Origin of the sequence: Companilactobacillus alimentarius DSM 20249 (assembly GCF_002849895.1) — a bacterium.
GTDB lineage: Bacteria > Bacillota > Bacilli > Lactobacillales > Lactobacillaceae > Companilactobacillus > Companilactobacillus alimentarius.
Genome location: NZ_CP018867.1, coordinates 1,703,860 through 1,719,862, shown reverse-complemented (window position 1 = coordinate 1,719,862; position 16,003 = coordinate 1,703,860). Strand labels below are relative to the sequence as shown.

At 35.5% G+C, this 16,003-nt stretch carries 14 protein-coding genes; 5 read left to right on the top strand and 9 right to left on the bottom strand.

Translation table 11 applies throughout. The features are described from left to right. Positions 1-10: 10 nt before the first annotated feature. Positions 11-715, bottom strand: coding sequence for a glucosamine-6-phosphate deaminase (locus LA20249_RS08240; protein WP_057738898.1), 705 nt, complete (start codon positions 713-715; stop codon positions 11-13). 181 nt (positions 716-896) lie between these two features. On the opposite strand from LA20249_RS08240, the gene LA20249_RS08235 reads away from it, so the two are divergent. Then, entirely contained in the window at positions 897-1,736 is an 840-nt protein-coding gene (locus LA20249_RS08235) for an alpha/beta fold hydrolase (RefSeq protein WP_057738899.1), read from the top strand. A gap of 94 nt (positions 1,737-1,830) precedes the next feature. Here the strand turns inward: LA20249_RS08235 and LA20249_RS08230 are convergent, their stop codons facing one another. After that, on the bottom strand, positions 1,831-2,340 hold the full coding sequence (locus LA20249_RS08230) for a hypothetical protein (protein WP_057738901.1): 510 nt from the start codon (positions 2,338-2,340) through the stop codon (positions 1,831-1,833). A 149-nt stretch (positions 2,341-2,489) separates the two neighbouring features. Between LA20249_RS08230 and LA20249_RS08225 the strand changes: the two genes are divergently transcribed. Together LA20249_RS08225 and LA20249_RS08220 are read left to right on the top strand one after the other, a co-directional pair. Further along, entirely contained in the window at positions 2,490-3,044 is a 555-nt protein-coding gene (locus LA20249_RS08225) for a cysteine hydrolase family protein (protein WP_057738903.1), read from the top strand. 121 nt (positions 3,045-3,165) lie between these two features. Beyond that, a complete protein-coding gene (locus LA20249_RS08220; protein ID WP_101836893.1) occupies positions 3,166-4,413 on the top strand; it encodes an RNA-guided endonuclease InsQ/TnpB family protein in 1,248 nt (415 codons plus the stop codon). 321 nt (positions 4,414-4,734) lie between these two features. On the opposite strand, the gene LA20249_RS08215 is transcribed toward LA20249_RS08220, so the two are convergent. Then, the gene (locus LA20249_RS08215) at positions 4,735-6,756 is read right to left on the bottom strand and encodes a KUP/HAK/KT family potassium transporter (protein ID WP_057738913.1); all 2,022 of its coding nucleotides are present in this window, start codon (positions 6,754-6,756) and stop codon (positions 4,735-4,737) included. A 185-nt stretch (positions 6,757-6,941) separates the two neighbouring features. Between LA20249_RS08215 and LA20249_RS08210 the strand changes: the two genes are divergently transcribed. Then, positions 6,942-8,114: an ammonium transporter gene (locus tag LA20249_RS08210; RefSeq protein WP_057738911.1), complete on the top strand. Its 1,173-nt coding sequence runs from the start codon at positions 6,942-6,944 to the stop codon at positions 8,112-8,114. A gap of 55 nt (positions 8,115-8,169) precedes the next feature. On the opposite strand, the gene LA20249_RS08205 is transcribed toward LA20249_RS08210, so the two are convergent. Next, on the bottom strand, positions 8,170-8,934 hold the full coding sequence (locus tag LA20249_RS08205) for a DUF1003 domain-containing protein (RefSeq protein WP_057738909.1): 765 nt from the start codon (positions 8,932-8,934) through the stop codon (positions 8,170-8,172). Positions 8,935-9,373: 439 nt separating this feature from the next. Between LA20249_RS08205 and LA20249_RS12035 the strand changes: the two genes are divergently transcribed. Further along, a complete protein-coding gene (locus LA20249_RS12035) occupies positions 9,374-9,451 on the top strand; it encodes a putative holin-like toxin (protein WP_076661461.1) in 78 nt (25 codons plus the stop codon). A gap of 348 nt (positions 9,452-9,799) precedes the next feature. Here the strand turns inward: LA20249_RS12035 and LA20249_RS08190 are convergent, their stop codons facing one another. The 5 genes from LA20249_RS08190 to LA20249_RS08170 form a co-directional block, all read right to left on the bottom strand. After that, on the bottom strand, positions 9,800-10,987 hold the full coding sequence (locus LA20249_RS08190) for an NAD(P)/FAD-dependent oxidoreductase (RefSeq protein ID WP_057737491.1): 1,188 nt from the start codon (positions 10,985-10,987) through the stop codon (positions 9,800-9,802). 83 nt (positions 10,988-11,070) lie between these two features. Beyond that, on the bottom strand, positions 11,071-12,219 hold the full coding sequence (locus tag LA20249_RS08185; protein ID WP_057737488.1) for a cation:proton antiporter: 1,149 nt from the start codon (positions 12,217-12,219) through the stop codon (positions 11,071-11,073). Between the two features lie 8 nt (positions 12,220-12,227). After that, positions 12,228-12,815: a TetR/AcrR family transcriptional regulator gene (locus LA20249_RS08180; RefSeq protein WP_057737486.1), complete on the bottom strand. Its 588-nt coding sequence runs from the start codon at positions 12,813-12,815 to the stop codon at positions 12,228-12,230. 139 nt (positions 12,816-12,954) lie between these two features. Then, the gene (locus LA20249_RS08175; RefSeq protein ID WP_057737484.1) at positions 12,955-13,887 is read right to left on the bottom strand and encodes a glycosyltransferase family 2 protein; all 933 of its coding nucleotides are present in this window, start codon (positions 13,885-13,887) and stop codon (positions 12,955-12,957) included. A gap of 146 nt (positions 13,888-14,033) precedes the next feature. Beyond that, a complete protein-coding gene (locus tag LA20249_RS08170; RefSeq protein ID WP_057737482.1) occupies positions 14,034-15,950 on the bottom strand; it encodes a coiled-coil domain-containing protein in 1,917 nt (638 codons plus the stop codon). Positions 15,951-16,003 lie beyond the last annotated feature (53 nt).

Genomic DNA, 16,003 nt, shown 5'->3' with positions numbered 1-16,003 from the left:
TAAAAATATTTTAATTTAGTTTTGATGCTGCAGCATCATCGACGATAAGAGTAACATCGGGATGATTTTGTAAAGCGCTGGCTGGGCAATCCGTTGTAACAGGCCCATTAACAGTTGCGGCAATAGCATCAGCTTTAGCTTCACCATAGGCTAGAAGAATAATCTTCTTAGCTTTCATGATTGAACCGATACCCATTGAGTAAGCAAAACGAGGAACGTCTTTTTCATCTTCGAAGAAACGTGTGTTAGCTTCGATTGTTGATTCAGTTAGACTAACTTTTCTAGTTGTACCGTCAAGTGGTGAACCGGGTTCGTTGAAACCGATATGACCATTTCTACCGATACCTAAGATTTGAAGGTCGATAGGATTTTCTTCGATGATCTTGTCATATGCTTTTGTAGCAGCTTCGGCATCAGGATTTGAACCATCAGGAACGTATGAATTCTTGAAAGGTTTTTTGCTGAATAAATGTTCCTTCATGAAATAGTGATAACTTTGTTCGTTATCAGGCTTTAGACCAACGTATTCGTCCAAGTTAACAGAAGTCATATTGGAGAAATCAAGGTCACTATTTGTCATTTCTTTGTAAAGCGTGATGGGACTACTACCAGTAGCAAGTCCGAGTACTTTGATACCATTTTCCATATCAGCTTTAACAATCTTAAAAGCTTCCTTACCACCCATTTGTGTATCATTAACTTTAATTATATTCATCATTAAAATCTCCCATCTCTATTTATCTGGTCTAGTCCAATCTAATGCATTTTTAGTGGATTGTCAATAAAATAGATTAATTAAATAGAAAATAAGTTAAATTTGTAGTAATCAATGCAAAATCTTCATAAATTAGGTATATTTTTTATGTAAGAGATAAAAACTAAAGAGGCAGAATAATTTGGAAAAAATATTATCTACATCCGAAGGTAACGTAAATACAAACTTAGTCGGTCCAATTGACAGTGAAAAGATTGTCGTTTTGATTCCCGGAATCAATGGTTCAATCGACTATTTCAATGAAATGATTCCCTATTTAAAAGATAAATATACCGTCATTGCACTGGATTTGTTGGGACAAGGTAAGTCTAGCAAATCAAAGAGCGATCACTATACGATTGATTCAGAGGCTTGGAATATGTTGGAAGCCATCGCTCGTTGGAAAATAATTAATCAGTTAATTATTGTCGGTTACGGGGTAGGTGGACTAGTTGCAGTTAATATGGCAGAACTCCGCGGCTTTACTATATCAAAATTAATCCTCATAAACACACCAGCAACTGATAAATATGCAGATATGGACGCATCGTCTGCTGTAGCAAATATTCCACTATTGGGAAAGTTAGCTAAGTCACCAGTTAAAGCTGGCATGTACTTTGATAAAGATTTTGATCGTAAATCCTTGAAAGATCACAAGATTGTTGATGAGGCAGCCAATATGGTCGATCACAAAGTAGCGAAGAAATTGCAAAAGATGTCTTCACTTTATTTAGGCGAGAAATTCTTGAACAAACGTCTTCGTGCTATCAAAATTCCTACTTTAGCCATGTTTGCTGAAGGTGATCAAATTTTGGGTGAAAAGGGTATTAAGGATGCCAAAGCTACGATTGGTCGTGTACCTGATTTGACAGTAGAAGATATCAAGGGTGCCGGACATTTAGCAATGTTGGAAAAACCTCAAGAAATAGCTGAAAAAATCATTGAGTTTGATGAAACTACTACTAAAACAGAAGTAGAATAAGCGGATACTTTCGTGTGAATATAAAAGGGCCAGTGTAGTAACTATGAACGTGGTTACTAGACTGACCCCTTTTTGGTGATAATTTTTTACAAGGTTAATTAGTTTTGACTAAAGGAATTAGGTTACGATGTTTTTGCGAACTAGCAACTAAGACGTAATTTTTGCCATCTTTATAGACGAATTGGATAACGTCATTATTGTTTTTCAACTTCTTGGCTTGAGTAGCGATGATATGTTGAATCGAAGCAATATAGAGTTTTTGATCATTAGTAGCTTTATTGTTTCGTACGGCTTCATAAGTAGTTTTGATGTATTTTTGAGTCTGTTTGTCAGTTAATTTAACAATAATAACTGTATGAGGATTTTTACCATTTTTGTCGTGAATATTGTCCTCTTGCTTGATTTGAGCGACATCTCCATTGCTATTAAATTGGTGGTCAAGACCACGCTTGATCTTAACGTAATTAACCTTTGATTGTGATGTGGTCGTTTGAGTGGGTGTCTTTAAAGTGAAGAACGATAGAACCGTAGCAAAAATAATCACACCAATAATAGAAATAATAAGATATTTTACTTTAATGGGTTCACGATAATTTTTATGCATATATTAAGGCCCCTAATCCATTGATTAGAGAAATTATACCATGATTGCGGGGAATCAATGATTATGGTTAGTCGAATTAATTGACTTCACAAAAGTAATTTTGAATAATCAAATTGTAAACAAATTTGACGAAGAAAGCAGGAAATACTATGTCTTCACACCAAGCTTTACTGATTATTGATTACACGAACGATTTTGTTGCTGACAAGGGTGCTTTGACTTGCGGCAAGCCGGGCCAAGAGATTGAAAGTTCAATTTATGATTTGGCTGAAAAAATGTATCAAAATAATGATTGGATCTGGTTTCCAACGGACGTGCATAAGAAAAATGATCCTTATCACCCTGAAAGTAAACTTTTTCCAACGCACAATGTGCGAAACACTTGGGGACGAGAATTATATGGCAGTATAAAGACTTGGTTCGAAAAATATAACGATGGCGAGCAAGTTAAATTATTCGATAAGACGCGTTACAGTGCCTTTGCAGGAACTGATTTGGATCTGCGCTTAAGAGAAAGAAATGTTGATACGTTGCATTTGGTAGGCGTCTGTACAGATATCTGCGTGCTGCATACGGCAATTGATGCTTACAATTTGAATTATAAAATTGTCGTCCATGAAAATGGAGTCGCTTCTTTTAATCAACCGGGACATGAGTGGGCTTTGGACCATTTCAAAAATTGTTTAGGAGCTCAAGTAGTTTAATAAAGAATTGGCGGAAATCCCCTGACTTTAGTCGGGGGATGGATAGCCATCTTTTTTGTCCTTTTTGTTGCTACCAGAACGTACGTTCTGGTATACTTATGCCACAAAGGTGGTGAATGATTTGAAGTCAATGTCTGAACTTGAATATCACTATGGAATTAAAGTACGTATTTACCCAAGTTATAAGCAAAAGGAATTAATAAAATTAAATTCTAATATCAGTCGAACCATTTATAATAAATTAGTTGAAATAGATAAAAAAGTCTATCATCTAAGCAAAATTGGACTGCCAATAAAGATAGTTCAAACACGTATTGCTGAATTGAAAAGACGTAAAAAGATCCGTGAATTAGCCAATCATTACCAATATATGGAAGACAAAAGAATTGATAGTTTAGCTAAGGCTAATGCCGTTCAAAATTATTTGAAGGCCTGGCAAATGTTTCGAGAGGTCCATAAAGCTGGTGTTCCAAAATTTCGTAAGAAGGGATATTTTGAGAAATATCAGACCAATTGCCAGTATCATAAAAAATCTAAAATGAATATTTATTCCGGCTCAGTTAGATTATTGGATAACAAACACGTTCAAATACCAAAGCTTGGCAAACTTAGAATAAAGGGACAACATAAAAGGATATTTGATCATAAGACAGACATAAGAATCGGTACCGTCACTGTTAGTAAGGATGCTTGTAACAGATACTTTGTTTCGTTTCAATTAGGCTCTGATACTCCATTTGTCCCAGAAAAGATTAAAACTGGGACAAGTATCGGAATTGATTTGAATACTGAGAATTTCTTAACTACTAGTAACAATATTGTCTTTAGTAATCCGAGATTTTATCGAAGAGTCAAAAAGAGATTAGCTAAAGAACAACGAATACTATCTAGACGAGGCACTCGTGCCAAGGCTGAAAAGAGAAAACTTAGGACTTCAAAAAACTATCAGAAACAAAGACTACTAGTGTCCCAATTACGTACTAAGATTAAAAATCAACGTCACAACTTCTTGAATAAATTATCTACTACACTCATCAATAACCACGATTTAGTAGTAGCTGAAGAATTGAGAAGTTCTAATTTATTAAAAAATCATGCTTTAGCGATGTCAATCTCTGACGTTGGATGGAGAACTTTTTTGTCAATGTTAACTTATAAAGCTGATTTATACGGTAAGACATTTATAGCAATCAATCCAAAAAACACCACCCAGACGTGTTCCACGTGTGGACACGTCATGAGTGGTGACAATAAATTGACTTTATCTGATAGACAATGGGATTGTCCAGTATGTAAAACTCACCATAGCAGAGATCATAATGCAGCTATAAATATACTGAACAAGGGTCTACTAACCATAACTCAGTAAATAATAAGTCCGTTTGGCAACTTGCGGACTAAAAAGGCATTGGTAATTAGCATGTAAGACGTATTCGTCAAGTGACGGTACGCAAAGCTGTATCTATGCAAATTGTAGCTGGTAGATAGAAAGTTTATGTATTACCTACAAGCCACTGACTTTAGTCAGTGGTAGTTGACGAAATCATAATATAGCCAGTTTTCGAGCAACAAGGCAAATGGACCAAGGCAATCATACTTTGATTACCTTGGTCCATTTTTTAGACGCAAAAGGTTATGTTATGTTCCGCATTTATACTGCAAATTCATTTTTACTGTAACGGCGTTATGATTATTTCTTAACGTCGTTTTTAATTTCTTTTTGAGTCAAATATTCATCAGTTTGATTACCTAAGAATAGTGGAACCTTTTCTTCGACAACATCACTGAACTCTAAACCATACCATAACGAAGGTGAGATGGTTATTCTTTGCAAAAGCAATCTACCTCCGATTAATAGATGATCAAAGCCATTCATCTGTTCCTGAGCGCCAAGGTCTTGAAATTGTTGATTTTGAATAATGAATTTGAAAGAGCCAACATGACGTTTTTGAACCATTGAATACGTTGGAGTTTGATCATCAATAACGTGATTAGTAATTAAAGAATTGATGATTTGTCTAATGTAAATATTAACGTGTTGGGATTTCTTGAAACCAAGATTTAAATGAACATTTACGACATTTCTGGTATGCATCATGTCGATAGTATAGTTGCATTCGTAAGGTGCGCTGGTCTGATTAACGGTAATGAACCAATAAACTTTAGCACGTTTGGGGTCTTGGTCCAAAATTGAATAGATGATGGAACGTTTAATAGTATAATCCTCACCTAATTTGACCATATAGACTAAGTTAGTGGCGTAAGTAGGAATAGTAGAGTCGGCACTTAATTTTTCCAATTGTGAAATATAGTCAAGCAATGAAACATTTTCACTTTCAGCTAGATAAGCATCACGGCGCTTATTGCCAAAGTACCAAATAATCATTACAAAGAGGATTGCCATAGTTATGATAACGGTGATGTAACCGCCATGAATGAATTTAATTAGACTGGACAATAGGAATAAACCTTCCAAAGCTAAGAATAGGATCATAAAAATATTAGCAAAGTAGCGGTGTTTTTTCATAATTAAAAATTGATGCAAGAGAATGGTTGTCATTAGCATGGTTAAGGTGATCGCCAGTCCATAAGCGGCTTCCATATGCTCGGAAGTGCCAAAGCCCCAAACTACACTAACCGTTATAACGCATAATAGCCAGTTGATAGTGCCAATGTAAAGCTGGCTTTCAAATTTACCTGGAAATTTAACTCTTAAACGTGGCAATATTTTGAGACCGATGGCTTCCTCAACTAGAGTAAAAGATCCGGTTATCAAGGCTTGCGAGGCGATGATAGCGGCTAATGTAGCGATAACGATGGCAAAAATTTTAAAATTGCCTGGTAGCATTTCATAAAAGGGATTAAGACCGAAAACGTGAGCGTAGTGTTCATTTTGATAATTGTTAATGACCCAAGCAGCTTGACCAAAGTAATTCAACATAAGCATTGCATAAACGAATGGCCAAGTAGCGTAGATATTATGCTTACCAACTTGTCCCATATCAGAATATAAGGCTTCAGCACCAGTGGTTGCCAAAAAGACGCTGCCTAGAATGAAAATACCAACCTTATTTACCGGACTGAATAAAACTTTTAAAGCGTAGACGGGTGAAATTGCCAATAACACATTAGGATCATTAAGAAGATTCAATAATCCAGCAATGCCGATAAAGCTAAACCAAATCAGCATGATAGGTCCAAATGAGCGACCAATTCTTTCGGTACCAAATTTTTGAATAATAAAAACTACTAATAGAATAATCGTCACGATAATTAAGACAATTAGTTGTTCGTTAGGAAAAATAAATTGGCCGAAACGCTGTCCTTTGACGCCCTCAATGGCTGAGGTGACAGTCACTGCCGGTGTAAGGGTTCCATCAGCTAAAAGGGCAGAGCCTCCAATTAAGGCTGGTATGATCAACCACTTCCCCTTGGAGCGTACTAAGGCGTAGAGCGCAAAAATCCCACCTTCGTTATTATTGTCAGCTTTCATAGCTATCAAGACATATTTGATAGTAGTAATGAGCATTAAGGTCCAAAAAATCAACGAGACGCTGCCAAGGATGTATTCAGGCTTAGCTTGATCTATAGAACCAGCATCATTAATAATTGCATTCATAACATAAAGTGGCGAGGTGCCAATATCGCCGTAAACAATACCAAGAGTAATCAACATACCTAAAGTAGATAATGATAATTTTTTCTTTCCCATCATTATTTGACTCCTTTTAAATCAAACAAATCCTTTTATATTATGACTTTATTATAATTGTTCAAATGGTAATTAGAAATTTTAACACTCGAATTGAAGTGCAATTGGTATACATGAAATATTGATAGGGCTAAAATACTGAAACTATAGAGAGAAAACTATCAAAAACAAAGAGTGTGATAAGAATGAACTTAAATTTTATGATTGTTGCAATTATATTGGTCTGGATAATGGTTCCAGGGATTGCCGTATTTTACAGTGGTTTCGTACCACAGAAAGATGTTAATCGGATTCTTTTCAATAGCTTTCTGATGTTTGGCTTAGCAGGACTATTGTGGATAGTAGTTGGATTTTCAGTTTCTTTTGAAGGTAATTTTTTAGGAATAATTGGGAATTTTAAGCATTTATTCCTAAATGGTATAGACTTATCGTCTACTTATGGAACAACAGGTTTACCAAACTCAATTTATCTTCTGTTTCAAATGATGTTTGCGATTTTGACGCCAGCATTGTTCTTAGGAGCAGTGGCTAGTCGAGCTAGAATTAAATTTATTATATTATTTGTCGTTTGTTGGTCTTTACTAATTTATTATCCATTAGCACATACTGTCTGGTCAGCCAGCGGTTTCTTAGCAAAATTAGGCGTACTAGATTTTGCCGGGGGAACGGTGATTCATATTGATGCAGGAATAACGGCAATGATTTTAGCAATTACTTTACGAAAACCCTATGAATACAACAACGAACAGGCAAAGGGGAATTCGATGTGGATTTTGATGGGTACGGTTTTGTTATGGATTGGCTGGTATGGGTTTAATGCTGGCAGTGCTTTACGATTGAATACGCAAGCTATCAACGCATTCTTTACCACGACAGTAGCAGCTTGTTCGGCTTTGATGACTTGGGTTGTTTTGGAAGATATATTTAAATCGAAGGTAAGCATTAGTGGAATCTGTACGGGGAGTATTTGTGGCTTAGTCGGCATTACCCCAGGAGCAGGATATGTGACAGTTTTTGGTAGTTTTATTATTGGTATAATAACGGCCATTGGTAGTTTTTATTTTATGAATTATTTGAAGTATAAATTGCATTTGAATGATTATCTAGATATATTTGGATGTCACGGAGTCGGCGGAATTATTGGTTCACTTTCAGTGGGATTATTTGCCACCAAATCAGTGAATAGTACCGTTATAACGAATGGCTTGTTTTACGGTGGTGGGTTGAAACTATTAGGCTTACAGTTCACTGGAACAATCTTTACAATTGTGTTTGTATCTGTTTTATCTATTATAATTATTACGATTTTGAGTAAACTATTTAAAAATGATGTCGGTGTGAAAAGAATTATTAAGTAAAAACAAAAGCGCAATGCATTAATCTTTTGAAGATATAATGCACTGCGCTTTTGTTTCATTCCTTACTGTGAGGGTGTCTAGTATTACGCTCTCTTTTAGGCTTGTTCTCAGCTTTTAAGGATTGAATTTCATTTTCGATTTCACTTAAAACTTCAATTTGCATCTTTTGAATATCCAAGATATGGGGCCATTGAACTTCGTTTAGTTGATCTAATTTTTCATGGAGGATTCTAATTTCCATTTCTGATTTAGTATTTGTGCGATAATCGTTTTCAGAATCAAAGCGATCCCGATCGGCTTGTCTATTTTGACTCATCATAATGATAGGAGCCTGTATGGCAGCCACACAGCTCAAAAATAAGTTCAGTAGTATAAATGGATAGGGATCAAAATTAATGCCAAAGAGATGTACTATATTGACCGTCATCCATACTATTAAAATGATGATAAAGGTGATGATGAATCCCCAGCTACCACCAAATTTAGCCACAGCATCAGCCATTCTTTGACCCTTAGTTCTTTTGCCATAAACGGTATCGTTGATATTTTTGATAACATAAGTATCTTTTGCGAGTTCTTTTTTCAATTTATCACTCATTTGGTGATCAATTTCTTGGTCTTTGTCGATAATCGTCTGCATTCTGGAAATGCGTAATTTCTGTAGATCTTTCAAGCAGATAAAGGATGACTCTTTCGCATAACTATTTGTTTTTAAAACTTGTTCTTGTAAGAGATCACTTAAATCCCTTAGAAATAGTCCTTCCGTAAGTGTAAAACGATTTCCACAAATCGCACAAATTTGATTCTTTTTAATTGCCATGATTAACACCTCTTGGGTTTATTCATTGGTAAGTATATTATTAGGCGTTTTTTAAATCAAAAAATAGGGACGTAAAAAATGAGTTCGATAATCAACATATGATTACCGAACTCATTTTTATGTGAACATTTTAAATATTATTTTTTAAATAGTTCCTTTTCTAATCGCTGTCTTCAAATCGGCAATTTCCATAACATTCTGCGGATTATCCAAAGCTATACCTAGTATAGTTGATCCTTCGAATAGACCTTCTGCCTTAACCCATTGCTTAAAAATATGTTTCTAAAACAATTGTATTCCCTGTATAATGGATCAAGTAGAGAAGTTAAGGCGGTGGCTATTTCCGATCGGAGGTGGTGCTATGGTGTTAAACCTTTAAAGCCCATAAATCCTAACGAAAGGAGTAGCCTAAGTGTCCGTTGCGGACGCTTTACAATTAATGCTGGCTTTCGGTACGTTTATCGTAGCCTTAATCGCATTAATTGTTGAGCTGATCAAAAGTCAGCAAAAAAAATAATCCGTCTTAGCTTTTGGCAGGGCTAACGAATTATTTAATCTATTATTAAACTTTGCCACCGTCTTAAGCGGCTCTACACGGGAAGCCCTGTTCCAGCAGGACTTCCTTTTTCTATCTACATTATAGCATGACTATAACTAACTTTCGACTAATTTTAATCAGCTTTCTAACAGCTTTAGAGAACATACGTTTGTTTTTTCTACAATACAGGTAAAAGCTAATGGAAGTGATGAAATTATTTACTGATGAACCTCATGGGGTGCGTGGGTTCGCACATAAAAAATGAGTTCGATAATCAACATATGATTACCGAACTCATTTTTATGTGAACATTTTAAATATTATTTTTTAAATAGTTCCTTTTCTAATCGCTGTCTTCAAACCAGCAATTTCCATGATTCCACGATCAGCTGAAAGGTGCTTCAATAGAGAAGCTACTGAGCCTTTGAATTTAAGATTCTTGCCAGTAATTTCAGCAATTCCGTGATTTTGACCTAAGGATGCGACAGTACCCATTGATTTATAAACGAATGGCTTCAAATCCTTGCCGTTTAAGGCTGCGGCAATATTGAATGCAGCTCCAGCTCCTTCGGCAGTTGCCAATTGGCCAGTCGTTGGATAAGGACGTTTTTCGCCTTTAGGAATAATAGCTGAATCATCACCAATAAAGTAAGCTTCTGGGTGAGCTTCAAGGTTAAGGAATTGAGTCGTCATGACACGATTTCTCTTGGCATCAATACCAGAACTCTTGATAACATCACTACCACTGACACCAACGGTCCAAAGAATTGTACTTCCTTCGACACGTTTTTCGGTGTCACCGTCCATATAAACGACAGCTTGTTTTTCAATTTTCTTGATCTTGGCACCAGTCAAAAGATTAATGCCATTCTTGTCTAGATATTCAACCGCATAACTAGCAAGATTCTCATCAAACATTGGTAGAATTCTTGTTGCCATCTCTAGGCAAGTTACTTTAATTTCTGGAACGTCATATTTAGCTTTGAGGATCTTGACTGTATCGACTAATTCACCAAGGATTTCAACTCCAGTAAATCCAGCACCACAAACAATGATACTTAAATCTTTAGGATCTTGGGATTCTTTGTAATTAGCGATATGTTCGTTGATTTTCTTATAGATATTTTTAGCTGTTTCTAGATCTTGAAGGATTAAGGCATTTTCACTTGCACCTTCAAGCCCGAAGTCTTCGGAACGAAAGCCAAGAGAAACAACAATGTAATCATATTTGATTGCTTCGTGGTCAGAGAACTCAACTGTCTTGTTGTCTAAATCTAGTTTTGAAACAGTTGCCTTGATGAAGTTAACATTTGAAGGTAAGACTGAACGGATCTCAAAACTTACTGCATCAGGTCTGTTAGTTCCGGCTGCAATAGTATGCAAAGCTGTTTTTTCAACATGCTTATCACTTTTATCAATTAAATCAATTTGTGTTCCTGCGGGAGTGCTTTTGGCTAAGTCACGGGCAGCTCTCAAGCCACCATAGCCAGCGCCTAGTACTAAAATGTGTGCCATAATTAAACCTTCTCCTTCTATCATAAAATTAAATGTTTACGTTATCATTATATCTCGTACTGTAATTTAGTGGTAACTATAAGCTATAAGGGATTCTTGCTAATGGAATGCTTGAGAAAGAATGGCGAAATGATTGTAATGAGGATGACACTAATGATTACCGCGGAATAATATTCTTCGGATAATAATTTGGCACCAAAGCCTATCTGAGCAATAATCAAAGCCATTTCACCACGTGAAATCATCCCTGAACCGATCACGTATGAATCCTTGAGGTCGAATCCGGAAATTCGAGCACCGAATCCAGCTCCAATCAGTTTTCCAATAATTCCGGTAACTGTAAATAAGAGAATTAACCAAAAGTCTTGAATAAAACTGCTGAATTCCAAGTTCAATCCAATACTAATAAAGAAAATGGGAATGAAGATACTGTAGCCAATAGTCTCAATGTTTCGACTGATTTTTTCGTTATAGTATTCAGAATTAGAAACAGCGATACCGGCTACGAAGGCACCTAGAACAGCATCTAGTTGCACTTCATCAGCGATATAAGCCATCACGAAACAGATGACTAGAGCAAAAATCGTTGTGGCATGAGTTGCTTCAACATATTCGGATAAATGCATCAATTGTGGCACGACCCATTTATGCAAAACAACAACCAAGATGCCGAAGAGGATCCAAAGTCCTAATAGTAAAATCAATTTTCTGGCTGAAAAATCACCTGTTAAGGTACCAGACATGATACTTAAAATTGAAATTGCTAAAATATCATCTACCACGGCAGCTCCTAAAATGACGGTTCCTGAAGCACTAGAAAGGTAGTTGAGGCTTTTGAGAACTTCAACAGAAATTGAAACTGAGGTTGCTGCAAAAACAACGGAAATGAAGACACTTTCTCTTAAATTGATTCCGAAAAGAATTGCTGTTAAAAGCGTTAGAGCAACTGGTAAAATCACGCCAAAAATAGCGACATTAATACTTGGCAGGAGATGTTTTCTGAGGAGCTTTAGATTACTTTCTAAACCAGCTAAGAACATTAATAAGATAACGCCAATTTCAGCAAATAAATCAACGTCGCTGTTGTACTTGACGATATTTAGGACACCTTTACCAAGGATAACGCCTAAAATTAATTGACCAATTACGGCCGGAAGATTGAGCTTATTAAAAATATGACTAACAACTAATGTTAGAAACAACATCAATGCAAGTAGAGTTATAAATTCCATATCGACCCCTATTCTTTTTTGACGCCATTGATGAAAATATTGATAACAGTGTTTAGGTTAGCAATATTACGCTTCCTTTTGGCATCGTTATATTCAATGTAAGGCAGTAACATTGTTAAAAAGGTTCCAACTTGTACCGGGATGGCCAGATCAGTTCGTAGTTCATTTTTGTGCGATTGAAAAATATTGAATAACACTTTGTAGTAACCGCCATCCCAATTTTTACTAATATCTTTTTTTTCTTCAGGAGTGAAGAAATTCTCAATATCGTTGCGCATGATAAAGTAATTGATCCGGAAATTTTCAATCATATACTTTGCCATGTAGTTCAATAATTCTTCGAAGGGTAAATTCTTTTGTTGGTTGTATTCATCCAGCAAGTTTTCACTAAAGCCATCGACGGCATATTCAATGGCTTTAATATAAAGTACCTTCTTGTTTTTATAGTAATGGTACATATTTGGCTGTGTAATATTTAATTCTTGCGCAATTTTACGCATTGAAGTTGCTTGGTATCCTTGTGAAAGAAACATTTCGGCAGCAACTTTTAAAATGGCATTCTTAGTATTTTCAGCCTGTCGGTCACGTACATTCATTTTTAATCCATCCCTTGATCTGTTCACGTCTATTATATCTTAATGTATATCGTTTATCATGTGATAACGTTTCAGTATATAAATAAAAAGCAGAGAAATCAGATGTAACAAGACATCCAGATTCTCTGCTTTTCCGAAATTATTTTTTGTCTTTAACTATATATATAGGGCGCTTTTTAACTTCTAAGAATATTTTTCCAATATATTCGCCTAAAATACCGATACTCAAGAGTTGAATACCGCCGATCAACAAGACAATTGAGACAATTGAGGCCCAACCATTAACACTGCTGAGTGGGTTGATGATTTTTCGAATAATAATGGCAATAATTGCTAAAATCGAAGTTACAGAGGAAAGAGACCCCATCCACGTGGCAAACATCAATGGACCCTCAGAGAAATCAACGATCCCAGTGATAGCATACTTGAATAATTTCCAGAAATTCCAAGAAGTACTGCCGGCCACGCGTTCACGATTTTTATAAGGTAGATATTTAGTTTTGAAACCAACCCAACTGAAAATTCCCTTGGAGAAACGATTATATTCGGTCATTGATTTGATGGCGTCGACCATTTGTCTAGTCATCAAGCGATAGTCTCGAGCACCAGGAATAATTTTAGTTTGAGACATTTTATTGATTAATTTATAAAAACTGTTGGAGAAAAAGGAGATAATCTTATTCTCACCTTCACGGTCCATGCGGGCAGTTCCGACACAGTCGTATTCTTTTTCTTCAAGGAGATCAAACATTTCTGGCAACATTTCTGGAGGATCTTGTAAATCAACATCCATAACGGCAGTGTATTCGCCAGTAACTTCATTGAGACCGGCATAAAGAGCAGCTTCTTTACCAAAATTCCTTGAAAAAGAAATGAAATGAACTTCATCACTGTGGGCTTTTTGAAGATCCTTAAGAATCGAGTAAGTTTTATCCTTAGAACCATCGTCGATAAACCAGTATTCAAATTTGAATTTATTAGTCTGCTCCTTAATTTTTGTCATAGCATCATAATAAATATTGATGGATTCTTGTTCATTAAAACACGGAACAATAACAGATATAGTTTTCATAATTTTTCCACTTTCGTAAGATTAAAAGATGTGTAATTACAGAAAAAGATCAAACTCATTAAGTATGAACTTGGTCTTTTCACAATAGAAGAGAGATTGTGTTCACCACACTCCATACTGTAATGTAATTACAGTCCCCCAAATTATTAAATTTTTAGTGATTCTGGTAGAGATAATGTGCCATCACTCGATGTGTTGATTACGCTGACACTGATATCTCGGTTAGTTTTATTTTCGATAGCATGCAAGTCGTCCTCGGTTTGCACGAAGAGGTCAGATAATTCAGGTTTCTTATCCAATAGAGCAATGACATCGTCGATTTTTTGAGATACATCTTGTAATAAAAGAATCGTATCATCGCTAGAAATACTATTGGAATTAATGATCAATTGATACAATAAGTCAGAATTATTTCCAACAAAAACAGCATTTTGAGTATTGGGCGAAATACTCTTGAGCCACCAAGTGATCAATTCAGATTTTTCATTGAAGTCTTGTTCAAGAAGTCCGTTCTTATCAAATAACTGGTAACTGACAGCTTTCTTTTTATCAAAGATGACTGTTAAGACAATTGAACCATCAGTGCGGTAGAAGTTTTCTTCTGACAGTTCTTTAGTCTTATTGAAGTTTTGTGTAGCTGATAACTGACCATCACTATTATAAATGTTTGTTTTAACGATTTGGTCATTTTTGTAATAATTGATACGATTAATTTTTTTAGTGAAGTATTCAACAGTCATTAACAAAGTCTGTTTTTGATCATAAATAAAAGTATCTTTGGATTCGACATCAGTTCGAGTCACCCACTCAGTGTTTTCGGGAATTGCGACCTTTTTATCAGTAGGATTGGAACTTGACTGTAATTGATCGAATAGATTAACGACATTTGGAATAGCAATATGTTGATCCTTAGCCTTTTGGTCAATAATTTCATGAAGATGATTATTGTAGAAAGTCGAAACGAGCGTTACAGGCTTTTGGAGCTTACTTTCAAGGTAATTGATCATTCCAAAGAGATCATTTTGGGATGAATCGGAGTCAAAATCATCAGCGGCTACGTAATATTCTTTGTCCTTATCAAGATAAACATCTCGAACTAAATAAGCAGAATGGAAGACATCTTTGATATACTTACTAATGTAAGCGATATTTTCGTTAACTTCGCTTAGTTCTCCATCAATCTTTTTATGTTCTTCACCAAGACTTTGAATGTGACGCTCCAAACCAGCAATTGTTTCAATTCGGTAATTATGGTCACTCTTCATTTGGTCATTAATATCTTGTGCCTTTTGTTGCAATTCGGTTATTTGCTTGTTGACATCACTAATATTAGTATTGAGTTCGTCAGCTTGGCTGTTTAGAGTTGCAATGTTCTCTTGTGATGAATTAATCTGTTCCTTGAGGTCTTTTCTTTGATCGTAAAGCGTATTGATCGATTGTTTTTGCTTTTCCATCAAGACGAGCATCTTTTGAAGATCTTTTTCTTCCTTGATCGAAGTGGACATATCAGTTTCAGATTGTTCGTTTTGAGCTAACTTTGTCTGGAGCGACTTTAAATGAGTTGTTTTAGTATCAATTTCAGAGTTGAGTTTTTTTAATTGATCTTGTAGATCATTCAGTTTTTGTTCAAGTTCTTTACGATCGGCATTAACGACTGCTAAATGTTCTTTAGCGGCATCGTCGTTTTGGGCTTTAGTATCAGCTAGTTTTTCAGTTGATTCTTTTTCATCGCGCTTTAAAGTTTTAAGATAATTGTCTAGAGTTTCTTTTTTAGCTTCAAAATCGTCTTTTTCAGTGAAAAGATTGGTCTTAAGATCATTTCTTAATTGGGCATACTGATGCGATAGGTCGTTCATTTGTTCTTCAATTTTAATACGCTTGTCGTGAACAGATACAGGAAGTTTTTCATCCTTATTTTCATTATCCTTGGCAACTTCTGTTGTCGAAGTGTCGGAGTTAACTTCTGATTTGGTATTTTTTTGGTCATTTTCAGGAGAATCTGGAACCGTTTTAGTAGGTTCCGATTTCTCATCAATTTTGCGTAGCATGTCTAAAAATTTCACGAATGAATTCCCCCATAAAAAGACTTATAATAGTTACTAAAGAGTAGCATTTT

What these genes read in the sequence shown, in the direction of transcription:
- LA20249_RS12035 (WP_076661461.1), top strand. Translation starts at nt 9,374, where the DNA reads ATGCTGGCTTTCGGTACGTTTATCGTAGCCTTAATCGCATTAATTGTT.
- LA20249_RS08225 (WP_057738903.1), top strand. Translation starts at nt 2,490, where the DNA reads ATGTCTTCACACCAAGCTTTACTGATTATTGATTACACGAACGATTTT.
- LA20249_RS08205 (WP_057738909.1), bottom strand. Translation starts at nt 8,934, where the DNA reads ATGGCAATTAAAAAGAATCAAATTTGTGCGATTTGTGGAAATCGTTTT.
- LA20249_RS08190 (WP_057737491.1), bottom strand. Translation starts at nt 10,987, where the DNA reads ATGGCACACATTTTAGTACTAGGCGCTGGCTATGGTGGCTTGAGAGCT.
- LA20249_RS08175 (WP_057737484.1), bottom strand. Translation starts at nt 13,887, where the DNA reads ATGAAAACTATATCTGTTATTGTTCCGTGTTTTAATGAACAAGAATCC.
- LA20249_RS08215 (WP_057738913.1), bottom strand. Translation starts at nt 6,756, where the DNA reads ATGGGAAAGAAAAAATTATCATTATCTACTTTAGGTATGTTGATTACT.
- LA20249_RS08180 (WP_057737486.1), bottom strand. Translation starts at nt 12,815, where the DNA reads ATGAATGTACGTGACCGACAGGCTGAAAATACTAAGAATGCCATTTTA.
- LA20249_RS08230 (WP_057738901.1), bottom strand. Translation starts at nt 2,340, where the DNA reads ATGCATAAAAATTATCGTGAACCCATTAAAGTAAAATATCTTATTATT.
- LA20249_RS08210 (WP_057738911.1), top strand. Translation starts at nt 6,942, where the DNA reads ATGAACTTAAATTTTATGATTGTTGCAATTATATTGGTCTGGATAATG.
- LA20249_RS08185 (WP_057737488.1), bottom strand. Translation starts at nt 12,219, where the DNA reads ATGGAATTTATAACTCTACTTGCATTGATGTTGTTTCTAACATTAGTT.
- LA20249_RS08240 (WP_057738898.1), bottom strand. Translation starts at nt 715, where the DNA reads ATGAATATAATTAAAGTTAATGATACACAAATGGGTGGTAAGGAAGCT.